We start from the raw sequence: 23,472 nt of genomic DNA on the forward strand, positions 1-23,472 counted from the left end.
TTGCTCAGTCGAGCAGGTCGGGTTCTTCGGCGACGACGCGCGCGAACAGGCTGTCGAATGCATGCAGCGCACCCTCGGGGCCGCCGATCTGGCCGTGCGTGTGGCGCGCGGTCGCGCGATCGATCGGCTGCGGCGTGCCGGCCGCCTCGGCCAGCAACTGCGTGTGCGCGGCGTTGTCGAGCGCGATGTACCACCACGCAGCGGCCTCGACCGTCGGGCCGGCGCTCAGGATCCCGTGGTTCTTCAGGATCGCGCCCTTGTGCGTGGTGCCGTCCGGCTTCGCGAGCACGTCCGCGATCCGCGCGCCTTCGCTCGTGTCGACGACCATCCCCGTGAAGTCGTCGAACAGCGCGTGGTCTTCGTAGAACACGCAGGCATCCTGCGTGAGCGGATCGAGCAGGCGGCCGAGCGTCGACCACGCCTTGCCGTATGTCGAGTGCGTATGCGCGGCGGCGACGATGTGCGGATGCGCTTCGTGGATCGCCGCATGGATCGCGAACGCGGCCTTGTTCAGCGGCCGCGTGCCGATCGCGGTTTCGCCGCGTGCGTTGACGAGCAGCAGGTCGGACACCTTGATCTGCGAGAAATGCACGCCGAGCGGATTCACCCAGAAGTGGTCGAGCAGTTCGGGGTCACGTGCGGTGATGTGGCCGGCGAGCCCCTGCGCGAAGCCGAAGCGGGCGAACAGGCGGAATGCGCCCGCGAGCCGTTCCTGGCGGTGACGGCGCTCGGCGGCGACGTCGATGCGCGGTGCCGGCGGATCGAACCAGAAATGCTGGCGCGGCGCTTCGGCGAGTTCGAGACCCGATGCGGTGCGGACGGGCGAGGCAAGGACGGCGGACATGATGGCGGATGGCTCCAATAGGCTTCGTTGGGCTCAGGCTGCGCGGCGTGCCGCGTCGCGGGCGGCGACGGCGCTGCGCACGCGCGGAATCAGTTCGCGGCCGTAGTCGATCGCGTCTTCCAGCGGATCGAAGCCGCGGATCAGGAACGTCGTGACGCCGAGGTCGTAGTAGTCGAGCAGGGCGTCGGCGACCTGTTCGGGCGTGCCGACGAGCGCCGTCGAATTCGAGCGTGCGCCGGTGAGCTTCGCGATCTCGGTCCACAGCCGCTTGTCGACGCGCGAGCCGCGTTCGGCCGCGGCGAGCAGGCGGCGCGCGCCTTCGCTCTGCTGCGGGCCGCCGGCGCCGAGGCCGGCCGCTTCGCGCAGCCGGCGCGTTTCGTCGAGGATGCGATGCGCGCGCGCCCATGCTTCGTCCTCGGTCGCGGCGAGGATCGGGCGGAACGACACGGAGAAGCGCACCTGGCGGCCGTGCTTCGCGGCTTCGGCGCGCACGCGTGTGGTCAGGTCGCGCACCTGGTCGAGCGATTCGCCCCACAGCGCGTAGACGTCCGCGTGCTTGCCGGCCACTTCGAGCGCCGCTTCCGATGCGCCGCCGAAATAGATCGGCACATGCGGCTGCTGGAACGGCTTCACTTCTGAAAAGCCCTGCTTGAATCGGTAGTGCGCACCGTCGTGATCGAACGGCTGCGCTTCGGTCCAGATTCGTCGGAGGATGCCGAGGTATTCGTCGGTGCGCGCATAGCGCGCGTCGTGATCGAGGAAATCGCCGTCGCGCTGTTGTTCGCTGTCCGAGCCGCCGGAAATGAAGTGCACGGCGAGCCGGCCGCGGCTGAACTGGTCGAGCGTCGCGATCTGCCGCGCGGCGAGCGTCGGCGCGGTGAAACCCGGGCGATGCGCGAGCATGAAGTGAATGCGCTCGGTCGCGGCCGCGGCGAACGCGATCGTCAGCGTCGCCGACGGGCCGGTCGAGTGGTGCGGCACGAGAATCCGGTCGAAGCCGGCCGTCTCGTGGGCGCGCGCAAAATCGCGCACGTAATCGGGATCGACGACGGGGCCGGACGGCGGATGGATTTCCGACTGCTTCTGGCTCTGGATCATGCCGATGAATTCGACGCTCATCTGGGTCTCCGGTGCAGGGACGTCCCGGCGCACGGCCGGGCAGGAATGGAGCGCAGGTTAACGCCGGGATCATGCGAAACGGAAATAATCAATCCCGAATTGAATATCAGATTTGCATGGTTTGGGCGGGGGCGCGCTGCGCATACGCTGTGGGCTCACGAAAGATCGGGCGCGCGGGCGCCAGCGCATCCGGCGCCGCGCGTTCCGGATCGCCGGCTTCATCAGAAACCGCGCCGCGTGGCGATCGATTGCCGCTATTGCCGCCGGTCCGTATTACTTTGCGTATTGCCCAGGGAATCCGTCTCGATGTCCGCCAGCCTTGCCGCTTCCTCGCCAGCGCCGCAGCCGCGTTCGCTGCGCCTGCTGTCCACCGACGATGCCGACGCCGACGCCGACGCCGACGGCGCCCGCGTCGCCGCGCTGCTCGACCGCCTCGCGCCGGAGCTGGCCGCCGACGCGGCCCGCAACGACGCTGACGGCCGCTTTCCGCACGAGAACTTCGCGCGGCTGCATCGCGCGGGGCTGATCGCGCAGGTCGTGCCGCGCGAGCATGGCGGCGCCGGTGCGACGCTCGCGCAGGCGAGCCGGATCGTGGCTGCCGTCGCGAGCGCCGACCCGGCGACCGCGCTGGTGCTGACGATGACCTACCTGCAGCATCGCGCGCTCGGCCGCGCCGACAACCGCTGGCCGGCGCAGGTCCGGCGGGCGGTATTCGACAGCGCGGTCACCGAAGGGGCATTGATCAACGCGCTGCGCGTCGAGCCCGCGCTCGGTTCGCCGTCGCGCGGCGGCCTGCCGGAAACCATTGCACGGCGCGACGGCGACGGCTGGCGATTGTCCGGCCACAAGCTGTACAGCACCGGGATTCCGGCGCTGCGCTGGCTGGCCGTGTGGGCGCGCACCGACGAGCCGGTGCCGCGGGTCGGCGTGTTTCTGGTGCCGCGTGACCGCGATGCGGACGGCGATCGCATCCGCGTGATCGAAAGCTGGAATCACCTCGGCCTGCGTGCGTCAGGCAGCCATGAGGTCGTGTTCGACGACGTGCGGCTGCCGGCCGATTACGCGGTCGACGTACGCGCACCGGACGCATGGGCCGTGTCGGCGGCGACCCATGCGGATGCCGATGCGCAGGCCGACCAGCAGGCGTGGATGGTCGCGTTGCTCGGCAGCCTGTACGACGCGGTGGCGCGTGCGTCGCGCGACTGGCTGGTCGGGTTCGCGACGACGCGTGCGCCGAGCGGGCTGGGCGCGCCGCTGGCGACGCTGCCGCGCGTGCAGGAAGCGGTCGGCGAAATCGAGGGCTGGCTGCATGCGAACCGTGTGCTGCTCGACGATCACATCGCGCGCACCGATGCGGGTACGGCACCGGCGGTCACGACGAGCGGCCTCGTCAAGCGAACCGTGACCGAGCACGCGATCCGCGTGGTCGAGCAGGCATTGAAGCTGTCGGGCAATCACGGGCTGAGCCGCGCCAATCCGCTCGAACGCCACTATCGCGACGTGCTGTGCAGCCGCGTGCATACGCCGCAGGACGATGCGATCGCAGTGGCAGCGGGGCGTGCGGCGCTCGAAGCGGCGAGCCGGAGTGAGACGAAGCGCGCAGCGAAGGGCGAAACGAAAGGCGAAACGGAGACGAGCGGGGCGTCGGTCAACGAGACCGAACGCGGCCGCAACGATGCGTGATGGGAGCCGGGCGGGCGCGGGCGCCAATCGGGCGGCGCGACGCCTTCGCCGCCCGATCCGGTCAGGCAGCCTTGCCGTGCGCCTGCTCCGGCAACGCGAACGCGGTGCGCGCATGCGCGGCAACGGCGGCGAGCGGCGCGTCGAAGCGGGCCGCATCGTGCCGGCGCAGCAGCCACAGATCGATCTGCGGCTTGAAATCGGCGAGCGGCACGATGTCGAGCGCATCGCGCAGCGGGCTGCCTTCGACGAGCGGCAGCGGCATCAGCCCGATGCCGAAGCCGTTCGCGACGCTCTGCAGCTGCAGGTCGCGGCCGTAGGTGTCGAGCGTGACCGGCATCGGCAGGCCCTGCGCGTCGAGCGCGCGCCGCAAGCCCGCACGAAAACCGCAGCCGTCCGGATTGAGCACCCAGCCGCGCGCGTGGCAATCGGCGAGCCGGTAGCTGCGGCGCGGCCAGTCGCCCTTGCGGCCGACCGCGACGAGCCGCGTGGCCAGCAGCCGTTCGCCTTCGACCTGCGCCGGCAGCACCATTTCGCGCGCGAGGAACACGAGCGCCGCATCGAGTTCACGCCGGGCGACGCGCTCGACGAGCATGCCGCCCCAGGCGGTCGTGACCTGCGTCGCGAGCGCGGGCCACTGCGCGGCGAGTTCGGCGATCAGCGCGGGCAGCATCAGCTCGCCGAGGCCCTGCGTGAGCCCGATCCGGAATTCGCCGGCAGGCGGCTGCTCGCCGGCCGTCAGCTCGCGCAGCGCATCGACTTCACGCAGGATCGCGCGACACTGCTCGAACACCCGTCGGCCGATGTCGGTCGGGCGCGGCGGCTTGGTGTTGCGATCGAGCAGGATCACGCCGAGCGCTTCCTCGAGATTCTGGACGCGCCGCGTGATCGCGGGCTGCGTCATCCCGAGCTCGGCCGCGGCCTGGCTCAGGGTCTGGCAGCGGACGACCGCTGCAAAAGCGTCGATATCGCTAATTTTCATGTTTGTTCTGCATGGTCTTTCGGGTGCATCATGACGATCCATCATATTCGGCATCATATTCGAGGAGTCAGCCGATGAGTACGCTTTCGTTGCATCAGACGCCGCTGCGGCCGTTCGTCGACGGTCTGGGCGCGTTGCTCGCGTCCGGCGCGAACGAGGCGCGCATCCTCGACGAAGGCGGCGCGCTGCTCGCCGCGCTCGTCGAACACGACGACTGGTTGCCCGACGCATTCGCGCAGCCCGACCCCGCGCGCTATCGGCAGTACCTGCTGTATCTCGACCCGGACGAGCGGTTCTCGGTCGTCAGCTTCGTGTGGGGGCCGGGCCAGACGACGCCGATTCACAACCACACGGTGTGGGGGCTGATCGGGATGCTGCGCGGCGGCGAGTTCTCGCAGCCGTACCGGTTCGACGCGGCGGGCCGGCCCGAGCCGGCGGGCGACGCCGTGCGGCTGCGGCCGGGCGAAATCGAGGCCGTGTCGCCGCGCATCGGCGACGTCCATCGCGTGACCAACGCGTTCGACGATCAGGTATCGATCAGCATCCATGTGTACGGCGCGAACATCGGCAAGGTCGAGCGCGCGGTGTTCCTCGACGACGGTACCGTGAAGCCTTTCGTGTCGGGTTATTCGAATGCCTGATGCCTGACGCAACGCCCGCACGCGCGGCCGGTTGCCGGCACGCGCCGGCAGGCCCGAGATTCATCCGTTCCGCTTTTTTCACCGACTTCAACGCATTCAATCAAGACAGAGACACCGTGACGCAATCCGCCGACTCCACCTCCCGCTTTCCCGTCGCGTCGTACCAGGACGTGCGCGCCCGCCTGCTGGCCCGCGACGAGATCGCGCTGATCGACGTACGCGAGGAAGATCCGTACGCGCAGGGCCACCCGCTGTGGGCGGCCAACTTTCCGCTGTCGAAACTCGAACTCGACGCGTGGACGCGGGTTCCGCGCCGCGATACGCCGATCGTCGTGTTCGGCGAAGCGGGCGGCGAGGATCTCGCGCCGCGCGCGGCCGCCAAGCTCGCGCAGCTCGGCTACACCGACGTGCGGCTGCTTGACGGCGGCCTCGCGGGCTGGCTCGCCGCGGGCGGCGAACTGTTCATCGACGTGAACGTGCCGAGCAAGTCGTTCGGCGAATGGGTCGAGGCCGAGCGGCATACGCCGTCGCTGTCCGCGCAGGAGGTGCAGGCGCTGATCGACGCGAAGGCCGATGTCGTGATCGTCGACGCGCGCCGTTTCGACGAATACCAGACGATGAACATCCCGACGTCGACGAGCGTGCCGGGCGCGGAGCTCGTGCTGCGCGTGCGCGCGCTCGCGCCGAACCCGGCGACGCAGGTGATCGTCAACTGCGCGGGCCGCACGCGCAGCATCATCGGCACGCAGTCGCTCGTCAACGCGGGGCTGCCGAATCCGGTCGCCGCGCTGCGCAACGGCACGATCGGCTGGACGCTCGCGGGCCAGACGCTCGAACGCGGCGCCGCGCGACGCTTTCCGGACGACATCGACGCGACGCAGCGTGCCGACGCACGCCGGGCGGCGCGCGCGGTGGCCGAACGCGCGGGCGTGCCGCGCATCGCGCTCGCGGATGTCGCCGCGCTCGACGCGCCGGGCCGCACGCTGTACCGCTTCGACGTACGCACGCCGGAGGAATATGAAGCCGGCCATCTGCCGGGCTTCCTCAGTACGCCGGGCGGCCAGCTCGTGCAGGAGACCGACCATCACGCGGCCGTGCGCGGCGCGCGGATCGTGCTCGCCGACGATGACGGCGTGCGCGCCGACATGACCGCGTCGTGGCTCGCGCAGATGGGCTGGGACGTGCGGGTGGTCGAACCGGAGGACGGCACGGCGAAGTTCGGCGAGCGCGGCCAGCCGCCGCGCGACGTGCCGGCGACGCCGAGCGTGGCGGAAGTGTCGCCCGCGACGCTCGCGGGCTGGCTGAAGGAGGCCGCGCCGGGCGAGCTGGCGATCGTCGACGTGACGGCCAGCGCGAACTACGTGAAGCGGCATATCCCGGGTGCGTGGTTCGCGGTGCGTGCGCAGTTGCGCGATGCGCTCGCGGCGATTCCGCCCGCGAAGCGCTATGTGTTCACGTGCGGGTCGAGCCTGCTGGCGCGGTTCGCGGCGGACGACGCCTGCGCGCTGCTGCCGGCTTCGGCCGACATCTCGGTGCTCGCCGGCGGCACGGCCGCATGGATCGACGCCGGGCTGCCGCTCGAAAGCGGGGAGACGCATCTGGCCTCACCGCGCGTCGACCGCTACCGGCGCCCGTACGAAGGCACCGACAACGCGGCGGCCGCGATGCAGGCGTATCTCGACTGGGAGTACGGACTGGTCGATCAGTTGAAGCGGGACGGCACGCATCACTTCAACGTGATCTGACCGATGCGGCGCGACCGGGCGCGGCGCGTCGTGCGTCATGCATCGCGCCCGGTCAGCGCGCAGGTCAGCGCTTGAACGTATCGACGGCCGTGCGGCCGACGGCCGGATCGTCGGTGAAGAAACCGTCGATGCCCGCGCGCAGGTACGCCTGGATCTCGCGCACCGAGCCGGCCGGGTTGCGCGTGGCCGGCGTGCCGCCATCCTTCAGCGACGCGGGCAGGAAGTTGTTCTCCGGGCGGAACGTGTACGGATGCACGACGAGGCCGGCCTCGTGCGCGTAGCGCACGTACGGCGTCGGCTGCTGCAGCGTGCCGTCCGCGGCGACCGCGATGATCGACGTCTTGTACGGGCCGACGCCGTTCGCATAGGTCGCGATCTCGCGCATGCCGTCGCGCGTCGACAGGTCGCCGTAGGTGCGCTTGTCGTTCGCCTTCACGAAGTCGTACGGGCGCTGGCCGGCTTCGTCCATCAGCTGCACGAGCTTCCAGTTCGGCTGGCTCGACTTGATCCGGTTGCGGATCGTCTTCAGGTTCGCGACCTCGAACGACTGGATGTAGACGGTCGCCGTGCGTGCCGTGTACGAATCCTTCAGCAGTGCATCGACGAGACGGTCCTCGAGCGGCAGGCCGATCGACTGGAAGTAGGTCGGATGCTTGGTTTCCGGATACAGGTGGATCGTGCGGCCGGTCTGCGCGGACATCTGCTTCGCGAGCGCGACGATCTCGTCAAAGGTCGGGATCTCGAACTGGTCGTTGTACGCGGTGTTCGCGGGGCGCACTTGCGGAATGCGCTCGCGGGCGCGCAGCGTCTTCAGCTCGGCGAGCGTGAAATCCTCGGTGAACCAGCCCGTCAGTTCCGCGCCGTCGATCGTCTTGGTCGCCTTGCGGCTCGCGAACTGCGGCAGCGTCGACACGTTCGTCGTGCCCGAGATCTCGTTCTCGTGTCGTGCGACGAGCACGCCGTCGCGGGTCGACACGAGGTCGGGCTCGATCACGTCCGCGCCGTCCTCGACCGCCTTGCGGTACGACGCGAGCGTGTGTTCGGGGCGCAGCGCGCTCGCGCCGCGATGGCCGACCACCTGGACCTTCGCGGAAATCGGCTGGGTGGGATCGGACGCGACGTCGTCGTCACCACCGCACGCGGCGAGCAGGAACGCGGCGGCACAGGCGAACGGGACGTAGCGCAGGGAGGTCGGGCGCTTGAAGAGCATGTCGATGAACCTTCGAAACGAGAGTCGGAAAGGGGCGATCGATCCGGCGGTGAGGCCGTCGCGGCGTGTCGCACGGAGTCGAATGGGACGCGATCGTCGCACCGAATAATTACATATGTATTACTTTCGCCTTTCCATTATCTATTTTTAGGGTGCGATACCCGCGGCAGGGCGGTTGACTGCGACCTAGCGTGACGCGCATTCCGGCCGTCTCGGGCAGGCTGCGCGCCGGATGCACTAAACTTGCGGGAATTTTGCATCGACGCGCCGGGGCCGACGCCCGCCTGGCGCGACGATGCGGCGACTCGCGGGCCGGCGCGGGCGCCCGGCGCCCGTGTGCGTCCGGGGCCCGCGCCGGCCGATTTTTCCCGACCCATGACGACTCGAACCGATTCCGCTTTCCTGCTCGGCGACCTGCTGAAGAACGTTTCCCGCTCCTTCTACCTGACGCTGCGCGTGCTGCCCGACGGCATGCGCGACCCGGTCGGCCTCGCGTACCTGCTTGCGCGCGCGGCCGACACGATTGCCGATACGGCGCTCGTCGCACCCGATCGCCGGGCCGCGTTGCTGACCGACCTGCGCGACGAGGTCGAGCGGCTCGGCGACGGCGTCGCGCTGTCGCGGGCGCTCGAGGACGTGACGCGGATGCAGACCGATTCGCACGAGCACGTGCTGCTCGGCTCGATCGAGCCGATGCTCGCGCTGCTGCGCACGCAGCCGGACGCCGACCGCGCCTCGATCCGCAAGGTCGTCGCGACGCTGACGGCGGGGATGGTATTCGACCTGCGCACGTTCCCCGACGAGCAGTCGGGGCGCGTCGTGTCGCTGCCGACGCGCGGCGAACTCGACCGCTACACGTATCTCGTGGCCGGCTGCGTGGGCGAGTTCTGGACCGACATGACGGGCATGCACACGCCGGCCGCGCGCCGCTGGAACCTGCCGGACATGTGCGAGAAGGGCATCCGTTTCGGCAAGGCGCTGCAGATGACCAACATCCTGCGCGACTGCGGGAAGGACCTGCGCATCGGCCGGTGTTACCTGCCCGACGACGTGCTGGGTGCGCACGGGCTCGGCGTTGCCGACCTGATGGCGCCCGACGCGTCGGCGCGCGCGCGCGGCGTGCTCGTCGACCTGCTGCGCGTGACGCTCGACCAGTATCGCGACGCGTGCCTGTACACGCTCGCGATCCCGCGCCGCTTCGTGCGGCTGCGGCTCGCGTGCCTGTGGCCGATCATGATCGGCCTCGAAACACTCGAGTTGCTGGCCGGCAACGATGCGTGGCTCGATCCGGCAAAGCCGGCCAAGGTGCCGAGAAAGCGCGTCTACCGGATCATGGCGTCGTCGCTCGCGCTGGTCGGCTCGAACGCCGCGATTCGCGCGCGCCTGACCGCGCTCGCCGATGCCGTGAGCGCGCATCTCGCGCAGCCGGCCACGCGCTGATTCGCAGTGAACGATGCCGGCGCGACAGGTGCCGGCATCGCCCCTCGGCCCGCGTTCGCCGGGCCATCACCGTCCGCCGCTTCACGCCTCGGCTAAAAACGTTTTCATTATTTCGTGTCGCGAAACGTGGGTGTCATGAACGTCAGCGATCCTTCGCGGCGGCGTGAATCGTGGTGTCAGCCACGGTCGCGCATTGGTAAGACGTATGTTGCCGAAGGCATCTGACGACATCCGACGGTCGTGTTGCACCCGTAAAAATGTAAAGCTAGGGTTTTCACCGGGAAATGCCGGAAAAGCCCGCCGCGTAAGCGTTTTCAGGTGTTATGTAACCGCTTGGTGAACCCCTGCGTTGCGTCGATCATACGATGACCGACTGCGCGTGTTGGGAAATAATCGGTAATCCGTCAGAATCCCGTCGGCATGTACTCGCACATGTGTCAGTCATAAAACCACACCAGAAAAGAAATCATTCTTTGAGGACGGAGAATCAATGAAAAAGCGCGTCGCTTTCGCCATGACGGCAGTCGGTCTCGCAGCCGCTACCGCCGCCCACGCCCAGAGCAGCGTGACCCTGTACGGTATCGTCGACAACGGTCTGGCTTGGCAGAACAACTCGTCGGCCGTCGGCGCGACCACGGGTGGTCACTCGAAGGTGCAAATGTCCACCGGCGTGTGGGCAGGCAGCCGCTTCGGCCTGAAGGGCAGCGAAGATCTCGGCGGCGGCACGAAGGCGATTTTCCAGTTGGAAGCCGGCGTCAACACGGCTAACGGCTCGTCGCAGTGGACCAACGGCATCTTCACGCGTCAGGCGTGGGTTGGCCTGACCAACAGCACGTACGGTACGCTGACGGCCGGCCGCCAGTACACCGCGTACTACACGCTGCTGTCGCCGTACAGCCCGACGACCTGGCTGACCGGCTACTACGGCGCGCACCCGGGCGATATCGACTCGCTGGATACGAGCTACCGTGCGAACAACTCGCTCGTCTACATGTCGCCGAAGTTCTACGGCTTCACGGTCGGCGGTTCGTACTCGTTCGGCGGCGTCGCAGGCGCGACGAACCGCGGCTCGACGTGGAGCGCGGCGATCCAGTACCTGAACGGCCCGGCAGGCATCGCGGTCGGCTACCAAAAGGTCAACAACGCGACGCTCGGCGGCGGCGTGTGGGGCGCGAACTCGACGGTCCAGAACGGCCTGACGGCAACGGGCGACGGCAACCAGCCGGCTGTCTCGTCGATCAACAACGGCTATGCCACGGCGCAATCGCAACAGCGTATCGCCGTGACGGCGGGCTACCAGTTCACGCCGGCATGGGACATTTCGGCATCGTACTCGAACGTCCAGTACACGCCGGGCACGGGTTCGGCGTTCCGCAACACCGCCATCTTCAACACGGCTGGCGCCGTGCTGCACTGGAAGGCAGCCGCTCAGTGGGACTTCGCAGCGGGCTACTCGTACACGGCGGCAACGCAGTCGAACGGCATCACCAGCTCGGCCAAGTACCACCAGGTCACGCTGTCGCAGTACTACAGCCTGTCGAAGCGCACGGGCCTGTACGCAGTTGAGGCTTACCAGCACGCCAGCGGCAACACGCTCGGCAAGAGCGGCATCATCGCTGCAACGACGTCCATCGGCGACGGCGTGGGCGCAGGTTCGAAGCAGAACCAGATCGGCCTCGGCGTCGGCCTGATCCACCGCTTCTAAATGCCGCGCGGCGCGTGAGCGCCGCTTACGGTATGCGGTTGAAGAACCGGCCTTCGGGCCGGTTTTTTGTTTGCGGTACGTATTAAGTGTATTCCGGTGCCGTCGCCGGCCGGCATCGACGGGATGAGGACGGCGACGAAAGCCGCGCCAGACAAGCGCACCGCTCATGCGGTGCCCGGCGTGCACACGGCGGCGTCCTGCCCGTGCCAATGTCGTCCATCCGATCACTCCGCCGCGTCATCCGTCCAGCTTCCCGCCAGCGCCTGAAACAGCGCCGCCGTATCGGCGAGCCGGTCGGCCTGCGCGCGGGTACGGTCGAGCGCCGTCTGCAGCGCCTGCCGCTGCGCGTCGAGCAGGTCGAACGTGCTGATCCCGCCCGCCGCGTAACGGTCGCCGGCAATCCGGTTGCTGGCCGCCGCTTCCTGCGCGGCGATGTCTCTCGCCTGCAATGTCACCGCGTCGTGCTCGACCGCGCGCATTGCGTCGGCCACCTGCTGCAGCGCCTCGAGCACGGTTTCCCGATAACTTGCGAAGGCCGCTTCATACGCCGCTTCGGCCGCACGTTTCTTCGCGCGCAGTTCACCGCCATGAAAGAGCGGTTGCGTCAGCCCGAGGCCGACATTCCACACGTTGAGCCCGCTCAAGAGATCCGCGATGCGCGTGCGCTCCGAGCCGATTCCCGCCGAAATCGACAAGCGCGGATACAGGTTCGCGGTGGCCACGCCGACGTTCGCGCTCGCCTGGTGCAGCATGGCTTCGGCCGCGCGGATGTCGGGGCGTTCGCGCGCGAGCGTCGATGGCAGCGCGATGGGCAGCGTGCGCGGCAGCGCGAGCGCATCGAGGGAGAGGTCGGGCAACACGGCATCAGACGGCGGCACGCCGAGCAGGATCGCGAGCCGGTGGCCGGCCTGCGCGAGGCGGGCCTCGAGCGCTGGCAGCGACGCCCGCGTCTGCGCGAGCAGTGCGCGTTGCGCATGCACGTCGGCCTGCGAAACGCCGCCCGCCGCGAAACGCATTTCGACGATGGGCAACTGCCGCGCCTGCGCATCGATCAGTTGCCGCGTGAGCGCGACCTGTTGCGCGAGCGACGCGCGCAGGATCGTGGTCGCGACGATATTTCCCGCGAGCGTCAGGCGCGCCGCGTCGAGCGTGTACGACTGGTAGTCGACCTGTGCGCGCAACGCTTCGAGCGCGCGCCGGTTGCCGCCGAACACGTCGAGTACATACGACACGCTCACCGACGCGTCATACAGCGTGAACGGCCCCGGGCTGGGCACGTTGGCGGGCAGGCCGAACGCGGTTGTATTGACCTGCTCGCGCGTGGCCGACAGGCTCGCATCGACTTTCGGCAACATCGTCGCGCCGGCTTCGGCCGCATGGTTCTGCCGCGCTTCGTCGAGTCGTGCGCGGGCCTCGGCAAGCGTCGGGCTATTGTGCCACGCGGTATCGACGAGCCGGTTCAGCGGTTCGGAGCCGAACTGCGTCCACCAGTGCCGCGGCGTATGCGCGGCCGATGCGAACATCTGCGCGTCGCCAGTCGGGCCGGCGGTGGCGACCGTCGTCGCGGGCGGCTCGCCGCGCGTGTAGTGTTGCGTGGCCGGCGCATCCGGCGCGTGGAAATCCGGCCCGACCGCGCATCCCGCGACGAGCAGCGCGGCAGCCAGCGCACAGCCGCGAGCAGCAGGGTCGACGTGGAAGGAGCGACGCGAAGCCGGTTTCATCGTGCGGCGCCTAGTCGAGCGTACGTCGGTAGAAGCGCAGCGCGACGCCCATCACGACGACGGTGAACAGCGCGACCGGCCACACCGACGGCCACAGGTCGCTCCAGCCGTTGCCTTTCAGCAGGATGCCGCGCACGAGGCGGTTGAAGTAGGTGAGCGGCAGCAGGTTGCCGATGAACTGCGCCCACTTCGGCATCCCGGCGAACGGGAACATGAAGCCCGACAGCAGGATGTTCGGCAGGAAGTAGAACACCGCGAGCTGCATCGCCTGCAACTGGTTCTGCGCGAGCGACGACAGCGTGATGCCGACCGTCAGGTTCGCCGCGATGAACAGCAGCGCGGACAGGTAGATCGCGAACACGCCGCCGACGAACGGCACGTCGAACACGAAGCGCGCTGCGGCGACGATGATCGACACCTGGATCAGCCCGATCAGCACGTACGGGATGATCTTGCCCGTCATCACCTCGAGCGGCCGCACGGGCGTCGCGAGCAGGTTCTCCATCGTGCCGCGCTCGCGTTCGCGCGTGATCGCGAGGCCCGTCATCATTACCATCGTCATCGTCAGGATCACGCCCATCAGCCCCGGCACGACGTTGTACTGCGTGATGCCCTCGGGGTTGTACAGCCGGTGCAGCACGACGTCGAACGCGGCCGGGCGGCCGTTCAGGTGTGCGAGCGGGCCCGTCAGGTCCTTGTCGGCGACGGGCTGCACGAGGCCCGGCAGCGCGCCGATCGCCGACGCGGTCGCGACGGGATCGGTCGCGTCCGCCTCGACGAGTAGCGACGGACGCTCGCCGCGCAGCAGCCGCCGCGAGAAATCGGCCGGCACGCTCAGCACGAACTGCACGTCGCCGCGGGCGAGCGCATGCCGGCCGGCCGCCTCGTCGGGCAGCGTCTCGACGATGTCGAAGTACGCAGAATTGCGCATCGCGGCGATGAAGCTGCGCGCGAACGGGCTCGCATCCGCGACGATCACCGCGGTGGGCAGGTGCTTCGGATCGGTGTTGATCGCGAAGCCGAACAGCGTGAGCTGGATGATCGGCACGCCGACGATCATCGCGAACGTCACGCGGTCGCGCCGCAGCTGCAGGAATTCCTTCAGCACGATGCTCCACCAGCGGGCGACCGAAAACGCGTCGCGCAGGCGCGCCCACGCGTTCATGACGACGCTCCGCCGGGCGGCCCGGATGCGCGGCCCATCATGTAGATGAAGACGTCCTCGAGCGCGGTGTCGATCGGTGCGACCTGCAGCGCGGCAGACCCGTCGGCTTGCGCCGCGACCTGCGCGAGCGTCGCGTCGAGCCGCGCCTGATCGCGGCCGCTCACGTGCAGCGCCGAGCCGAACACGACCGTCTGGTCGACGCCCGGCATCGTGCGCAGCCGCGCGGACAGTTCGCTCAGATGCGCACCGGTGATCGCGCGGGTCACGAGCCCCTGCGACGCGACGATCTCCGCCGACGTCCCCTGCGCGAGCAGCTCGCCGTATGCGATGTACGCCAGCTTGTGGCAGCGCTCGGCCTCGTCCATGTAGTGCGTGCTGACGAGCACCGAGATCCCTTGCGCGGCCAGCCGGTGCAGTTCTTCCCAGAAGTCGCGGCGTGCGGCCGGATCGACGCCGGCCGTCGGTTCATCGAGCAGCAATAGCGCCGGCTCGTGCAGCATGCAGGCGGCCAGCGCGAGGCGCTGCTTCCAGCCGCCCGACAGCGCGCCCGTGAGCTGGTCCGCGCGGCTCGCGAGGCCGAGCCCGTCGAGGGCGCGCGCGACGGCCGCCTTGCGGTCGGGCATCCCGTACACGCGCGCGACGAAGTCGAGGTTCTCGCGAATCGACAGGTCCTCCCAGTACGAGAAGCGCTGCGTCATGTAGCCGACGCGCCGCTTGATCTGCGCGCTGTCGCGCACGATGTCGTAGCCGAGGCAGGTGCCGCTGCCCGAGTCGGGCGTGAGCAGCCCGCACATCATCCGGATCGACGTGGTCTTGCCGCTGCCGTTCGGCCCGAGAAAGCCGAAGATCTCGCCGCGCGCGACGCGCAGCGACACGTCCTTCACGACGTGCTTGTCGCCGAAATGCTTGTTCAGGCGATCGACGTCGATCGCGTACGGTGCGGGCGGCGCGCTCATGGCACCCTCACGGCGACGGGCTGGCCCGGATGGAGCTTCGGCGCGTCGCCGACGGCCGGGCGCGCCTCGATCATGAACACGAGCTTGGTCCGGCTTTCGTTGCTGTAGATCACGGGCGGCGTGTATTCGGCCTCGTTCGACACGTAGGTGATGCGTGCGGGCACGTCCGCCGCACAGCCGTCGCAGTGAATCGCGACCGTGCGCCCCGGCGCGAGCGAGGCGATCGCGGCCTCCGGCACGAAGAAGCGCACCTTCAGGTTTTGCGGCGGCAGCATCTGCACGACCGGATTGCCGGCCTGCACCCATTCGCCGACGCGGTACAGCGTGTCGTACACGCGTCCGGCGGCGGGCGCGGCGACGCGCTTCTGGTCGAGCTTCCATTGCGCCTCGGCGACCGCCGCCTGCGCGGCGTCGACCTGCGCGGCCTGCGCGGCGACCTGCTGCGCGCGGCCCGGCAGGCGCGCGACGTCGACCTGTTTCCGCAGTTCGCGCATTTGCGCGGCGGTCGTTTGCGCGGACGTGCGCGAATCGTCGAGCTGCTGTTTCGACAGGCCGCCGGCGGCGTACTGGCTTTCGTCGCGCGCGAGTTGCGCGGCGGCCCGCGCGGCCTGCGCGGTGGACTGCGCGAGCTGCGCCTGCGTGACCGCGATTTCCGGCGGGCGCTTGCCCGTCTGCAGGTCGGCGAGCTGCGCGCGGGCGGCCGCGAGCTGGTGCTGCGCCTGCAGCAGCGCGGCCGTTTCGCTGACGGCTTCGAGCGAGAAGGCCGGCGTGCCGGCGGCGAGGGTCTGGCCGCGCGCGACCGACAACTGCGTCAGCGTGCCCGATTGCGACGACGACAGGTACACGAATTCGCCTTCGACGTAGCCCTGGTAGGTCGTGCCGTTGTTCTCCCGGCGTTCGCAACCGGCGAGCAGCGCGACGGCGGCGACGGCGGCGGCCAGCGCGAGCGACCGCGCGCGGGGCGCGTTCATGACGGCCTCCGCGGCGAGGGCGAGCGGGCCCGTGCGCGCGGCGCGGCGGCCGGCGGCTGCATGCCCGACCCGAGCAGCGCGCGGACGTGCCGGTGCAGCACGTCGCGGTCGATCGGCGGCAGGCCGCCGCGCGCGCTTTGCCACAGCTTTGCGGTCGCGAGCGGCAGCATCACCAGTGCGATGATCGAATGGAACAGGAACGCCGGTTCGAGCGCCGGGTTCAGCGTGCCGGCCTGCTGCGCGCCGTGGATGCGTTCGGCGAAGCGCCCGACATGTTCGAGCGGAATGCGCCGGACCATCCGTTCGCGCAGTAGCCCGCCCTCATGGACGATCTCGCGCAGCCAGATCGACGGCAGCCATGGCATGCGGTGCGTGACGTCGAAGAAGCGGTCGACGAGTTCGGCGACGAGCGCGAACGGATCGTTTTCGATCTGCGGCTCGGTCGGTCGCCACACGAACGCGATGACCTGCGCGAGCCGTTCCTCGACGATCGCGTCGAGCAACTGCTCGCGATTCGTGAAGTAGTAGTGAACCATCGCCGACGTGACGCCGGCGGCGGCGGCGATCTGCGCGACGGTCGTCGCGGCGATCCCGCGTTCGGCGAACAGCTGCATCGCGACGTCGAGCATGTGGTCGCGCAGGTCGAAATCGTCGACCGACGGGCGGCGCCCGCGCGGCCTGGCGACGGTGGATTTCGCGTTCATGAAATCGACGCTAATTGATGAGTTAGTTAATTTCAAGGAAGGGTTTCCGCCCGAGATGATCGCGATCAGGCGAGCGTCGAAGGGGGACGCGGGCGAGCGAGGAGGCGACGTGACGCGGCGCGGTACGGCAAGCCGGTGGCGGAGTGTAGGGAGCAGCTAATGGAGAAACGGGAGGCGTGGCGGCCCCACGGTATGGAAAACCGGTCGCGAAGCGGGGCGCGCGCCTGGACGATCGCACGCCCCCGGTGAGCGGTTACTGATCGATCGGCGACGTCAGCGGCACGTGTTCGCCGGTCAACCCGAATACGACGAGCTGAGCGGGCTCGGTCGCGCTCGCGTTGCGCGACACCGGGTGGCGCGAGCCGGGCGCCTCGTACCAGCCTTCGCCGGCGCGGTAGCGGTGCAGCGGGCCGCCGTTCACCTGCGACAGCACTTCGCCTTTCGACACGACCGCGAACACCGAGCCGAGGTGCCGATGGGCTTCGGACGCCTGGCCGGGCGCGTAGTCGACGGTCGCGACGACCGCGAGCTTGCCGGGCGCTTCGGGCACGGCCTGCTGCAGGATCGTGTGCACGTTGTCGCCGGTGTCGTGCGCCCGGGCAGCGGCCGGCAGCAGCGCGACGCCGGCCGCGAGCGAGGCGCACAGGGCGGCGCGACGGAGCGTGGCATCCCTCATCGTCGTCTCCTTACTCGGGCATCTTGCGGAACGCGATCGCGAAGCGGTTCCACGAGTTGATCGTCGCGATCAGCATCGACAGGTCGAACAGCTCCTCGTCGGTGAAGTGCGGCTTCACGGCTTCCCAGACGGCGTCGGGCACGTGGTTGCTGGCGACCAGCGTCAGCGCCTCGGTCCATTCCAGCGCCGCGCGTTCGCGCTCGGTGAAGAACGGCGTCTCGCGCCACGTGACGACGGTGGCCAGGCGGCGGTCGGTTTCGCCGCCGTTGCGCGCGTCGGTCGTGTGCATGTCGACGCAGAACGCGCAGCCGTTGATCTGCGAGGCACGCAGGCGGACGAGTTCGGCGAGCGGCTTTTCGATCGAGCTCTTCGCGAGGAATTCCTCGGCGTTGCGCATCACCTTGATCGCATTCGGGCTGGCGGCGTAGAAGTTCAGGCGCGGTTGCATGGCAGGTCCTTTTCGGTGGGAGCGCACGGTGGCGCGACAGGACCTACTTTAGGACGTATGCTGGCCTGCTTGAATGGCCAATTTCCGGTAAATTCAGGTAACCAGTGCCGAGCCGCCAATGGCGTCCGAACCCAGCAGGCCGGCCAGCGTCGCGAGCGCCGTGTCGATGCGCGGCGTGTCGATCCCGCCATAGCCGAACAGCAGCCCCGCGCGGACCGGCACGCCGACGTGGAACGCCGAGATGCCGTACAGGCCGATGTCCTGCGCGCGGGCCGCGCGGACCAGCGCCGCTTCGTCGAGCCCCGGCTTCAGGTAGGCCGCCAGGTGGATGCCGGCGGTCGGCACGATCGCGTCGAACCACGGCGCGAGTTCGCCGCGCAGATGCGCGATCAGCATCTTGCGGCGCGCGTCGTAGTGCTTCTGCACGCGCTTCAGGTGCCGCGCGAAATCGCCTTCGAGCATGAAGCGCGCGAGCGCCGCCTGCGTCAGCGTGCAGGTGTGCCAGTCGACGATCTGCTTCGCCTTGGTCAGCGCGCCGCGCAGCGCACGCGGCGGAATCGCGTAGCCGATCCGCAGCTCCGGAAAGATCGTCTTCGAAAACGTGCCGACATACGCGACGAGGCCCGTGCGGTCGAGGCTCTTCAGCGATTCCACCGGCCGGCCCTCGAAGCGGAACTCGCCGTCGTAGTCGTCCTCGATGATCACCGCGCGGCGGCGCTGCGCCCACTCGAGCAGCGCGACGCGCCGGTCCAGCGTCATCGGCATCCCGAGCGGGAACTGATGCGACGGCGTCACGTAGACGAGGCGCGCGTCGTCGGGCAGCCGTTCCGTCACCAGCCCCTGCGCGTCGACCGGCACGCCGATCACCGTCGCGCCGAGCGACGCGAACGCGGCGCGGGCGGGCGGATAGCCGGGATCCTCGACCGCCACCACATCGCCCGGCCGCACGACGACGCGGGCGATCAGGTCGAGCGCCTGTTGCGCGCCTTGCGTGACGAGCACGTCGTCCCAGCCGCACGCGACCGCGCGGCTGAACGCGACGTAGCGCGCGATCGCGCCGCGCAACTGCGGATCGCCGGCCGGGTCGTGGTACCCGGCGGAGCCGCGCATCTGCTGGCGCAGCGCGTGATGCAGGCAGCGCCGCCACGCGTCGAACGGGAACAGCGCCTTGTCGGTCACGCCGCCGCGGAAGTCGAAGCCCGGTGTGTCCTGCGGCGTGGGCATCGCGAGCGCGTCGGGCAGGTCGTCCCACAGCGCACGCGCGTCGACCGCGTCGATGCGCGGCGTGTATTCGACGAGGGAGGGTGCCGACATGGCCGCGGCGTGCGGCACGCGCGCGAGGCCGTCGGCGACGAACGTGCCGTCACCCGCGCGCGTATTCAGGTAGCCCTCGGCGACGAGACGCTCGAACGCGTCGAGCGTCGTCTTGCGCGATACGCCGAGCTGTTTCGCGAGGTCGCGCGTCGACGGCAGCCGCGCGCCGCCGGCGAGCCGCCCGTCGACGATCGCGGTGCGCAGTTGCCGGAAGATCTGCCCCGTCAGGTCGTGACGGCCTTCGATGCGGATCGCGATGTCCATCGCAGTGGTTACCTCGATTTCTGGAATTTTGTGCCGATCAGCATACCGGAGGCGACGAAAGAATGGGCGGTTCTGCGCGGCGTGACGGCTTCGCGGGTTTCGCTCGATGCTCGAACCGGCCGCACGGTGCAAGGCATCCCGGCAGGGCGACGCGGGCGGCCGACGAACCCGTGCATCGTGCAACGCTGGCCCGGCGGCATTCGTCAGGGGGCGGGCATCGTCAGACGACGCAGCCCGGTCGCGCGATTGGACCTCGGCCCGCCGCTGCCTTACGATCCACGACAGATCCACGACAACCCCACACCGGAGCGTGCCCATGCTGTCCGAAGACGAACTTGCGCTGCTCGACGCGATCCGCGCCACCGGCAGCCTGTCGCGCGCGGCCGCGCGGCTCGGCAAGGCGCCGTCGACGGTGTCGCACGCGGCGCGCCAGCTCGAAACGCGCTTCGACGCGCTGCTGTTCGACCGCCGCGGCTACCGGCTGCAGCTCACGCCGGCCGGCCAGTTGCTGACCGACGAAGCGGCGCGGCTGGCGCTGGACGTCGCGCGGCTGACGCAGCGCGTGCGGCAGGTCGCGAGCGGCTGGGAAGACCGGCTGTGGATCGTCAGCGACGAAGTGCTGGAGTTCGACACGCTGCTGCCGGTCGTCCGCGCGTTCGATGCGCTCGACTCGGGCGTGTCGCTGCGTTTCACGCACGAAGTGCTCGGCGGGACGTGGGAAGCGCTGCGCGACGGGCGCGCGGACCTGGTGATCGGCGCGACCAACGAGCCGCCGGCGATTCCCGGTTTCAAGTGGTTCGAGCTGGGCGCGATGGAGTGGGTGTTCGCGGTATCGCCGCGCCATCCGCTGGCCACCGTGAGCGGCGCGCTGACGCGGGACGCGATCGGCGCGCACCGGGCCGTCGTCGTCGCCGATTCGTCGCGGCGCGCGGCCGGCCGCGCGTATGGCCTGCTCGGCGGGCAGGCCGTGCTGGCGGTGCCGTCGATGCGCGCGAAGATCCTCGCGCAGCGCGACGGGCTCGGCGTCGGCTGGGTGCCGCGCCGGCGCGTGGCGTCGCTGCTCGCGCGCGGCGAACTCGTGGAAAAACAGACGGCCGATCCGCGCGAACCGAACCTGCTGTATGTCGCATGGCACGGCGACCGGGACGGCCGCGCGCTGCAATGGTGGCTCGAGCAATTGCGCGAACCGCGGCTCGCGCAGCGCCTGCTCGACGGCATCGACGTGGCCGGCTGACGCGGCGCGGAACAGCACGGCACGGAACAGAGCGTTCGTATCCCATCCGCCCAAACATGTTCGATATTTTCGAACATGTTCGTCACGCCCGTCGTACGGCATGACCGGGCGCGGCGCGCATCCTGTGTTCACGGTCAACTCACCGGTTCACAGGAGAACATCATGCAACGCTTCGAAGGAAAGACGGTCCTCGTCACGGGTGGCAACAGCGGTATCGGCCTGGCAGCCGCCAAGGCATTCGCGGCAGAAGGCGCGCGCGTCATCATCACCGGGCGCGATGCGCAGACGCTCGAGGCCGCGCGGCAAACGCTCGGTGAAGGCGCGCTCGCGATCCGCAACGAGGCCGGCAGCGTCGCGTCGGCCCGCGCGCTGGCCGATGCGATCGCGTCGGCGGGGGCGCGGCTCGACGCCGTGTTCATCAACGCGGGCGTCGCGAAGCTCGCGCCGTTCGCCGACAGCGACGAGGCCATGTGGGATCTCGTGTTCAACACCAACGTGAAGGGCGCGTATTTCCAGATCCAGTCGCTGGTGCCGCTGCTGAACCGCGGCGCGTCGATCGTGATCAACGGCTCGATCAACGCGCACATCGGGATGCCCGGCTCGTCGGTGTATGCGGCGAGCAAGGCGGCCGTCAATTCGTTCGCGAAGACGCTGTCGGCGGAGTTGCTGCCGCACGGCGTGCGCGTGAACGTCGTGAGCCCCGGGCCCGTGCAGACGCCGCTCTACGGCAAGCTCGGATTTGACGCGGCCACGCTCGACGAAACGGCAGAGAAGATCAAGGGCCTCGTCCCGGTCGGCCGGTTCGGCACGCCGGACGAGATCGCGTCGACGGTGCTGCACCTCAGCGCGCCGGAATCCGCGTTCATCGTCGGCGCCGAGATCATCGCGTCGGGCGGGATGGGCTTGCTCTGATCGGTGGGGCTCAGGCGGGGGCTGCAACCGGCCGGCGTGATGCCGGGCGGACAGCCCCCGTCACATGCAGGACCGATGGCCGCCCGCCCATCGCATCTATCGCGCCGCACAGGCGTTGTGGCTGTCACCACCAGCTTCGAGCTGCGTCACCGTGAGCCCGGAGAACGTCGCGCGGCCGTGTTCGGCAAATACGGCGACGCGGTCCGCATCGAGCGGCGGGAAGATCAGGTCGGTGAGCGCGACACGGCCGCCGTTCGCGAACACTTCCACCGAACCGTGATCGACGACGATCTCGAGCCGCAACTGCCCGTGCTCGAGCGGCAGGTCCACGATGTGCTCTTTGCTGAACGTGTCGGCGAAATTGGTTTCGCCGGACTGCGAGCGGTCGAGCGTCAGCGTGCGCTTTGCCGTGTCGTACACGATCCGGGTGCCGACCGAGCCATCCGCCGAGCGCCGGACGATCAGGCCGGCACGCGCCGCGTGCTGCGGCGCGAGCGTGACCGTGATGCGCTGGATGACGCCGCGCGTCGCGGCCGACAGCGCACGTGTCGTGGAATCGACCGCGAGATCGCCTTCATGCACGGCGGGCCTGCCGTCCGCCCAGGCGTCGAATGCGGCGGCCGGCGCGACCACGAGCGTCGGTTCGCCGTCGATCGTTTTCAGCGACAGTTCGCGCGGCAGGGTCGTCGCGCCGCGCCACGGCGCGGTCGGCGCTTTCGCCGCGTAATCCCAGTTGCTCATCCACGCGATCGCGACCGGCCGTGAGCCGGGCGCGCCCGAGAAGGTGCCGGCTGCGTAGAAGTCCGCGCCATGGTCGACCCAGCGGAATTGCGCGGGATCGGAGCCGGCGGGCGCAATGCGGTCCGGTGTAAACGTGCGGCCGTCGAAGTCGCCGACGAAGTACATCGCGCCGGAGCCGCCGGCGATCGACCACGGATTGACGTTGACGATCATGACCCACCGGATGCGGGCGGGGTCGCCATCGAGCGGCAGCGGCACGAGGTCGGGCATTTCCCACAGCGCGCCGTCGTGCGGCACGCCCGGCCGCGTGAAGTCGCTCAGGAAATTCCAGTGGATCAGATCGTCCGAGCGATAGAGCTTCACGACGTGCGCATCGGCGACGACCGTCGTCATCAGCCAGTAGCCGCCCGGCGCATACCACGACACTTTCGGATCGCGAAATTGCTTCGATTCCGGATCGAGCGTCAGCACCGGATTGCGTGCGTACGGCTGCCAGGTCGCGCCTTGATCGAGGCTGTACGCCAGCGACTGCGCCTGGACGCCCGGCGCGTGACCGGAGCCTGCCTTGTACACGCTCGTATAAAGCGCGACGAGCGGCGTGTGGCCCGGCTTGCCGAGGCCGGACGTGTTGAGCGTGTCGGCGACGATCGAGCCGGAGAAGATTTCCTCCGTCGCGTTCGCGCGCATCGCGACCGGCTGCTCGCGCCAGTGGACGAGGTCGGTGCTCGTCGCGTGGCCCCACGACATGTTGCCCCAGTCGCGGCCGAGCGGATTGTATTGATAGAACAGGTGATAGCGGCCGTTGTCGTAGACGAGCCCGTTCGGGTCGTTCATCCAGTTGCGCTGCGGCGTGTAGTGGAGCGCGGGCCGCCATTGCGGCGTGTCATGTTCGGCCGGTGCGTGGCAAGGCGCGGCAGCGACCTGGGCGCAGGCCACGCAGGCGAGCAGCAACCGGGCGACCCGGACGGAAAAGCGGAAAGACGTCGATATCATGCGGGGT

20 protein-coding genes are annotated in these 23,472 nt (G+C 69.3%); 7 read left to right on the plus strand and 13 right to left on the minus strand.

Features of this window, described 5'->3' with window-relative positions; genetic code table 11:
* Positions 1-4: 4 nt before the first annotated feature.
* Positions 5-844 (minus strand): class II aldolase/adducin family protein, encoded by an 840-nt coding sequence (locus tag QZM35_RS05250; RefSeq protein WP_174971559.1) that lies wholly within the window; start codon positions 842-844, stop codon positions 5-7.
* Positions 845-877: 33 nt separating this feature from the next.
* Positions 878-1,963, minus strand: coding sequence for an LLM class flavin-dependent oxidoreductase (locus tag QZM35_RS05255; protein WP_089427618.1), 1,086 nt, complete (start codon positions 1,961-1,963; stop codon positions 878-880).
* Positions 1,964-2,269: 306 nt separating this feature from the next.
* Here QZM35_RS05255 and QZM35_RS05260 point away from each other — a divergent pair, with 306 nt between their 5' ends.
* The gene (locus QZM35_RS05260; RefSeq protein ID WP_089427617.1) at positions 2,270-3,646 is read left to right on the plus strand and encodes an acyl-CoA dehydrogenase family protein; all 1,377 of its coding nucleotides are present in this window, start codon (positions 2,270-2,272) and stop codon (positions 3,644-3,646) included.
* Positions 3,647-3,707: 61 nt separating this feature from the next.
* Here QZM35_RS05260 and QZM35_RS05265 read toward each other — a convergent pair whose 3' ends face one another.
* The gene (locus QZM35_RS05265) at positions 3,708-4,682 is read right to left on the minus strand and encodes a LysR family transcriptional regulator (RefSeq protein WP_174971555.1); all 975 of its coding nucleotides are present in this window, start codon (positions 4,680-4,682) and stop codon (positions 3,708-3,710) included.
* 17 nt (positions 4,683-4,699) lie between these two features.
* On the opposite strand from QZM35_RS05265, the gene QZM35_RS05270 reads away from it, so the two are divergent.
* Together QZM35_RS05270 and QZM35_RS05275 are read left to right on the plus strand one after the other, a co-directional pair.
* The gene (locus QZM35_RS05270; protein WP_089427616.1) at positions 4,700-5,266 is read left to right on the plus strand and encodes a cysteine dioxygenase; all 567 of its coding nucleotides are present in this window, start codon (positions 4,700-4,702) and stop codon (positions 5,264-5,266) included.
* A gap of 116 nt (positions 5,267-5,382) precedes the next feature.
* Positions 5,383-7,011 (plus strand): rhodanese-related sulfurtransferase, encoded by a 1,629-nt coding sequence (locus QZM35_RS05275; RefSeq protein ID WP_301775532.1) that lies wholly within the window; start codon positions 5,383-5,385, stop codon positions 7,009-7,011.
* Between the two features lie 64 nt (positions 7,012-7,075).
* On the opposite strand, the gene QZM35_RS05280 is transcribed toward QZM35_RS05275, so the two are convergent.
* On the minus strand, positions 7,076-8,221 hold the full coding sequence (locus QZM35_RS05280; RefSeq protein WP_089427614.1) for a glycerophosphodiester phosphodiesterase: 1,146 nt from the start codon (positions 8,219-8,221) through the stop codon (positions 7,076-7,078).
* Positions 8,222-8,596: 375 nt separating this feature from the next.
* Here QZM35_RS05280 and QZM35_RS05285 point away from each other — a divergent pair, with 375 nt between their 5' ends.
* Entirely contained in the window at positions 8,597-9,661 is a 1,065-nt protein-coding gene (locus QZM35_RS05285) for a phytoene/squalene synthase family protein (RefSeq protein ID WP_089427613.1), read from the plus strand.
* A 490-nt stretch (positions 9,662-10,151) separates the two neighbouring features.
* Positions 10,152-11,366 carry a porin gene (locus tag QZM35_RS05290; RefSeq protein ID WP_089427612.1) on the plus strand — a complete coding sequence of 405 codons (1,215 nt, stop codon included), beginning with the start codon at positions 10,152-10,154 and terminating at the stop codon, positions 11,364-11,366.
* Positions 11,367-11,590: 224 nt separating this feature from the next.
* On the opposite strand, the gene QZM35_RS05295 is transcribed toward QZM35_RS05290, so the two are convergent.
* The 8 genes from QZM35_RS05295 to QZM35_RS05330 all read right to left on the minus strand — a co-directional run bounded on the left by QZM35_RS05295 (position 11,591) and on the right by QZM35_RS05330 (position 19,585).
* Positions 11,591-13,087 carry an efflux transporter outer membrane subunit gene (locus tag QZM35_RS05295; protein ID WP_301775533.1) on the minus strand — a complete coding sequence of 499 codons (1,497 nt, stop codon included), beginning with the start codon at positions 13,085-13,087 and terminating at the stop codon, positions 11,591-11,593.
* A 10-nt stretch (positions 13,088-13,097) separates the two neighbouring features.
* Positions 13,098-14,252, minus strand: coding sequence for an ABC transporter permease (locus tag QZM35_RS05300; protein ID WP_089427610.1), 1,155 nt, complete (start codon positions 14,250-14,252; stop codon positions 13,098-13,100).
* On the minus strand, positions 14,249-15,208 hold the full coding sequence (locus QZM35_RS05305) for an ABC transporter ATP-binding protein (RefSeq protein ID WP_089427609.1): 960 nt from the start codon (positions 15,206-15,208) through the stop codon (positions 14,249-14,251). Before QZM35_RS05305 ends, QZM35_RS05300 begins: the two co-directional genes overlap by 4 nt.
* Positions 15,205-16,179 carry an HlyD family secretion protein gene (locus tag QZM35_RS05310; protein WP_089427608.1) on the minus strand — a complete coding sequence of 325 codons (975 nt, stop codon included), beginning with the start codon at positions 16,177-16,179 and terminating at the stop codon, positions 15,205-15,207. The genes QZM35_RS05305 and QZM35_RS05310 overlap by 4 nt, the downstream gene beginning before the upstream one ends.
* The gene (locus QZM35_RS05315) at positions 16,176-16,883 is read right to left on the minus strand and encodes a TetR/AcrR family transcriptional regulator (protein ID WP_089427607.1); all 708 of its coding nucleotides are present in this window, start codon (positions 16,881-16,883) and stop codon (positions 16,176-16,178) included. Before QZM35_RS05315 ends, QZM35_RS05310 begins: the two co-directional genes overlap by 4 nt.
* A 253-nt stretch (positions 16,884-17,136) precedes the next feature.
* Positions 17,137-17,559, minus strand: coding sequence for a cupin domain-containing protein (locus QZM35_RS05320; protein WP_089427606.1), 423 nt, complete (start codon positions 17,557-17,559; stop codon positions 17,137-17,139).
* A 10-nt stretch (positions 17,560-17,569) separates the two neighbouring features.
* Positions 17,570-18,007, minus strand: coding sequence for a carboxymuconolactone decarboxylase family protein (locus QZM35_RS05325; RefSeq protein ID WP_089427605.1), 438 nt, complete (start codon positions 18,005-18,007; stop codon positions 17,570-17,572).
* A 93-nt stretch (positions 18,008-18,100) separates the two neighbouring features.
* Entirely contained in the window at positions 18,101-19,585 is a 1,485-nt protein-coding gene (locus QZM35_RS05330) for a PLP-dependent aminotransferase family protein (protein WP_089427604.1), read from the minus strand.
* 316 nt (positions 19,586-19,901) lie between these two features.
* Between QZM35_RS05330 and QZM35_RS05335 the strand changes: the two genes are divergently transcribed.
* The gene (locus QZM35_RS05335; RefSeq protein WP_089427603.1) at positions 19,902-20,819 is read left to right on the plus strand and encodes a LysR family transcriptional regulator; all 918 of its coding nucleotides are present in this window, start codon (positions 19,902-19,904) and stop codon (positions 20,817-20,819) included.
* A 162-nt stretch (positions 20,820-20,981) separates the two neighbouring features.
* Positions 20,982-21,731 carry an SDR family oxidoreductase gene (locus QZM35_RS05340; RefSeq protein ID WP_089427602.1) on the plus strand — a complete coding sequence of 250 codons (750 nt, stop codon included), beginning with the start codon at positions 20,982-20,984 and terminating at the stop codon, positions 21,729-21,731.
* Positions 21,732-21,827: 96 nt separating this feature from the next.
* Here the strand turns inward: QZM35_RS05340 and QZM35_RS05345 are convergent, their stop codons facing one another.
* Positions 21,828-23,465, minus strand: coding sequence for a glycoside hydrolase family 32 protein (locus tag QZM35_RS05345; protein WP_089427601.1), 1,638 nt, complete (start codon positions 23,463-23,465; stop codon positions 21,828-21,830).
* Positions 23,466-23,472 lie beyond the last annotated feature (7 nt).

This window comes from Burkholderia sp. AU45274, assembly GCF_030482505.1.
Lineage (GTDB): Bacteria > Pseudomonadota > Gammaproteobacteria > Burkholderiales > Burkholderiaceae > Burkholderia.

What these genes read in the sequence shown, in the direction of transcription:
- QZM35_RS05330 (WP_089427604.1), bottom strand. Translation starts at nt 19,585, where the DNA reads ATGGACATCGCGATCCGCATCGAAGGCCGTCACGACCTGACGGGGCAG.
- QZM35_RS05265 (WP_174971555.1), bottom strand. Translation starts at nt 4,682, where the DNA reads ATGATGCCGAATATGATGGATCGTCATGATGCACCCGAAAGACCATGC.
- QZM35_RS05295 (WP_301775533.1), bottom strand. Translation starts at nt 13,087, where the DNA reads ATGAAACCGGCTTCGCGTCGCTCCTTCCACGTCGACCCTGCTGCTCGC.
- QZM35_RS05305 (WP_089427609.1), bottom strand. Translation starts at nt 15,208, where the DNA reads ATGAGCGCGCCGCCCGCACCGTACGCGATCGACGTCGATCGCCTGAAC.
- QZM35_RS05345 (WP_089427601.1), bottom strand. Translation starts at nt 23,465, where the DNA reads ATGATATCGACGTCTTTCCGCTTTTCCGTCCGGGTCGCCCGGTTGCTG.
- QZM35_RS05250 (WP_174971559.1), bottom strand. Translation starts at nt 844, where the DNA reads ATGTCCGCCGTCCTTGCCTCGCCCGTCCGCACCGCATCGGGTCTCGAA.
- QZM35_RS05310 (WP_089427608.1), bottom strand. Translation starts at nt 16,179, where the DNA reads ATGAACGCGCCCCGCGCGCGGTCGCTCGCGCTGGCCGCCGCCGTCGCC.
- QZM35_RS05320 (WP_089427606.1), bottom strand. Translation starts at nt 17,559, where the DNA reads ATGAGGGATGCCACGCTCCGTCGCGCCGCCCTGTGCGCCTCGCTCGCG.
- QZM35_RS05280 (WP_089427614.1), bottom strand. Translation starts at nt 8,221, where the DNA reads ATGCTCTTCAAGCGCCCGACCTCCCTGCGCTACGTCCCGTTCGCCTGT.
- QZM35_RS05325 (WP_089427605.1), bottom strand. Translation starts at nt 18,007, where the DNA reads ATGCAACCGCGCCTGAACTTCTACGCCGCCAGCCCGAATGCGATCAAG.
- QZM35_RS05255 (WP_089427618.1), bottom strand. Translation starts at nt 1,963, where the DNA reads ATGAGCGTCGAATTCATCGGCATGATCCAGAGCCAGAAGCAGTCGGAA.
- QZM35_RS05285 (WP_089427613.1), top strand. Translation starts at nt 8,597, where the DNA reads ATGACGACTCGAACCGATTCCGCTTTCCTGCTCGGCGACCTGCTGAAG.
- QZM35_RS05315 (WP_089427607.1), bottom strand. Translation starts at nt 16,883, where the DNA reads ATGAACGCGAAATCCACCGTCGCCAGGCCGCGCGGGCGCCGCCCGTCG.
- QZM35_RS05300 (WP_089427610.1), bottom strand. Translation starts at nt 14,252, where the DNA reads ATGAACGCGTGGGCGCGCCTGCGCGACGCGTTTTCGGTCGCCCGCTGG.
- QZM35_RS05260 (WP_089427617.1), top strand. Translation starts at nt 2,270, where the DNA reads ATGTCCGCCAGCCTTGCCGCTTCCTCGCCAGCGCCGCAGCCGCGTTCG.
- QZM35_RS05340 (WP_089427602.1), top strand. Translation starts at nt 20,982, where the DNA reads ATGCAACGCTTCGAAGGAAAGACGGTCCTCGTCACGGGTGGCAACAGC.
- QZM35_RS05290 (WP_089427612.1), top strand. Translation starts at nt 10,152, where the DNA reads ATGAAAAAGCGCGTCGCTTTCGCCATGACGGCAGTCGGTCTCGCAGCC.
- QZM35_RS05270 (WP_089427616.1), top strand. Translation starts at nt 4,700, where the DNA reads ATGAGTACGCTTTCGTTGCATCAGACGCCGCTGCGGCCGTTCGTCGAC.
- QZM35_RS05335 (WP_089427603.1), top strand. Translation starts at nt 19,902, where the DNA reads ATGCTGTCCGAAGACGAACTTGCGCTGCTCGACGCGATCCGCGCCACC.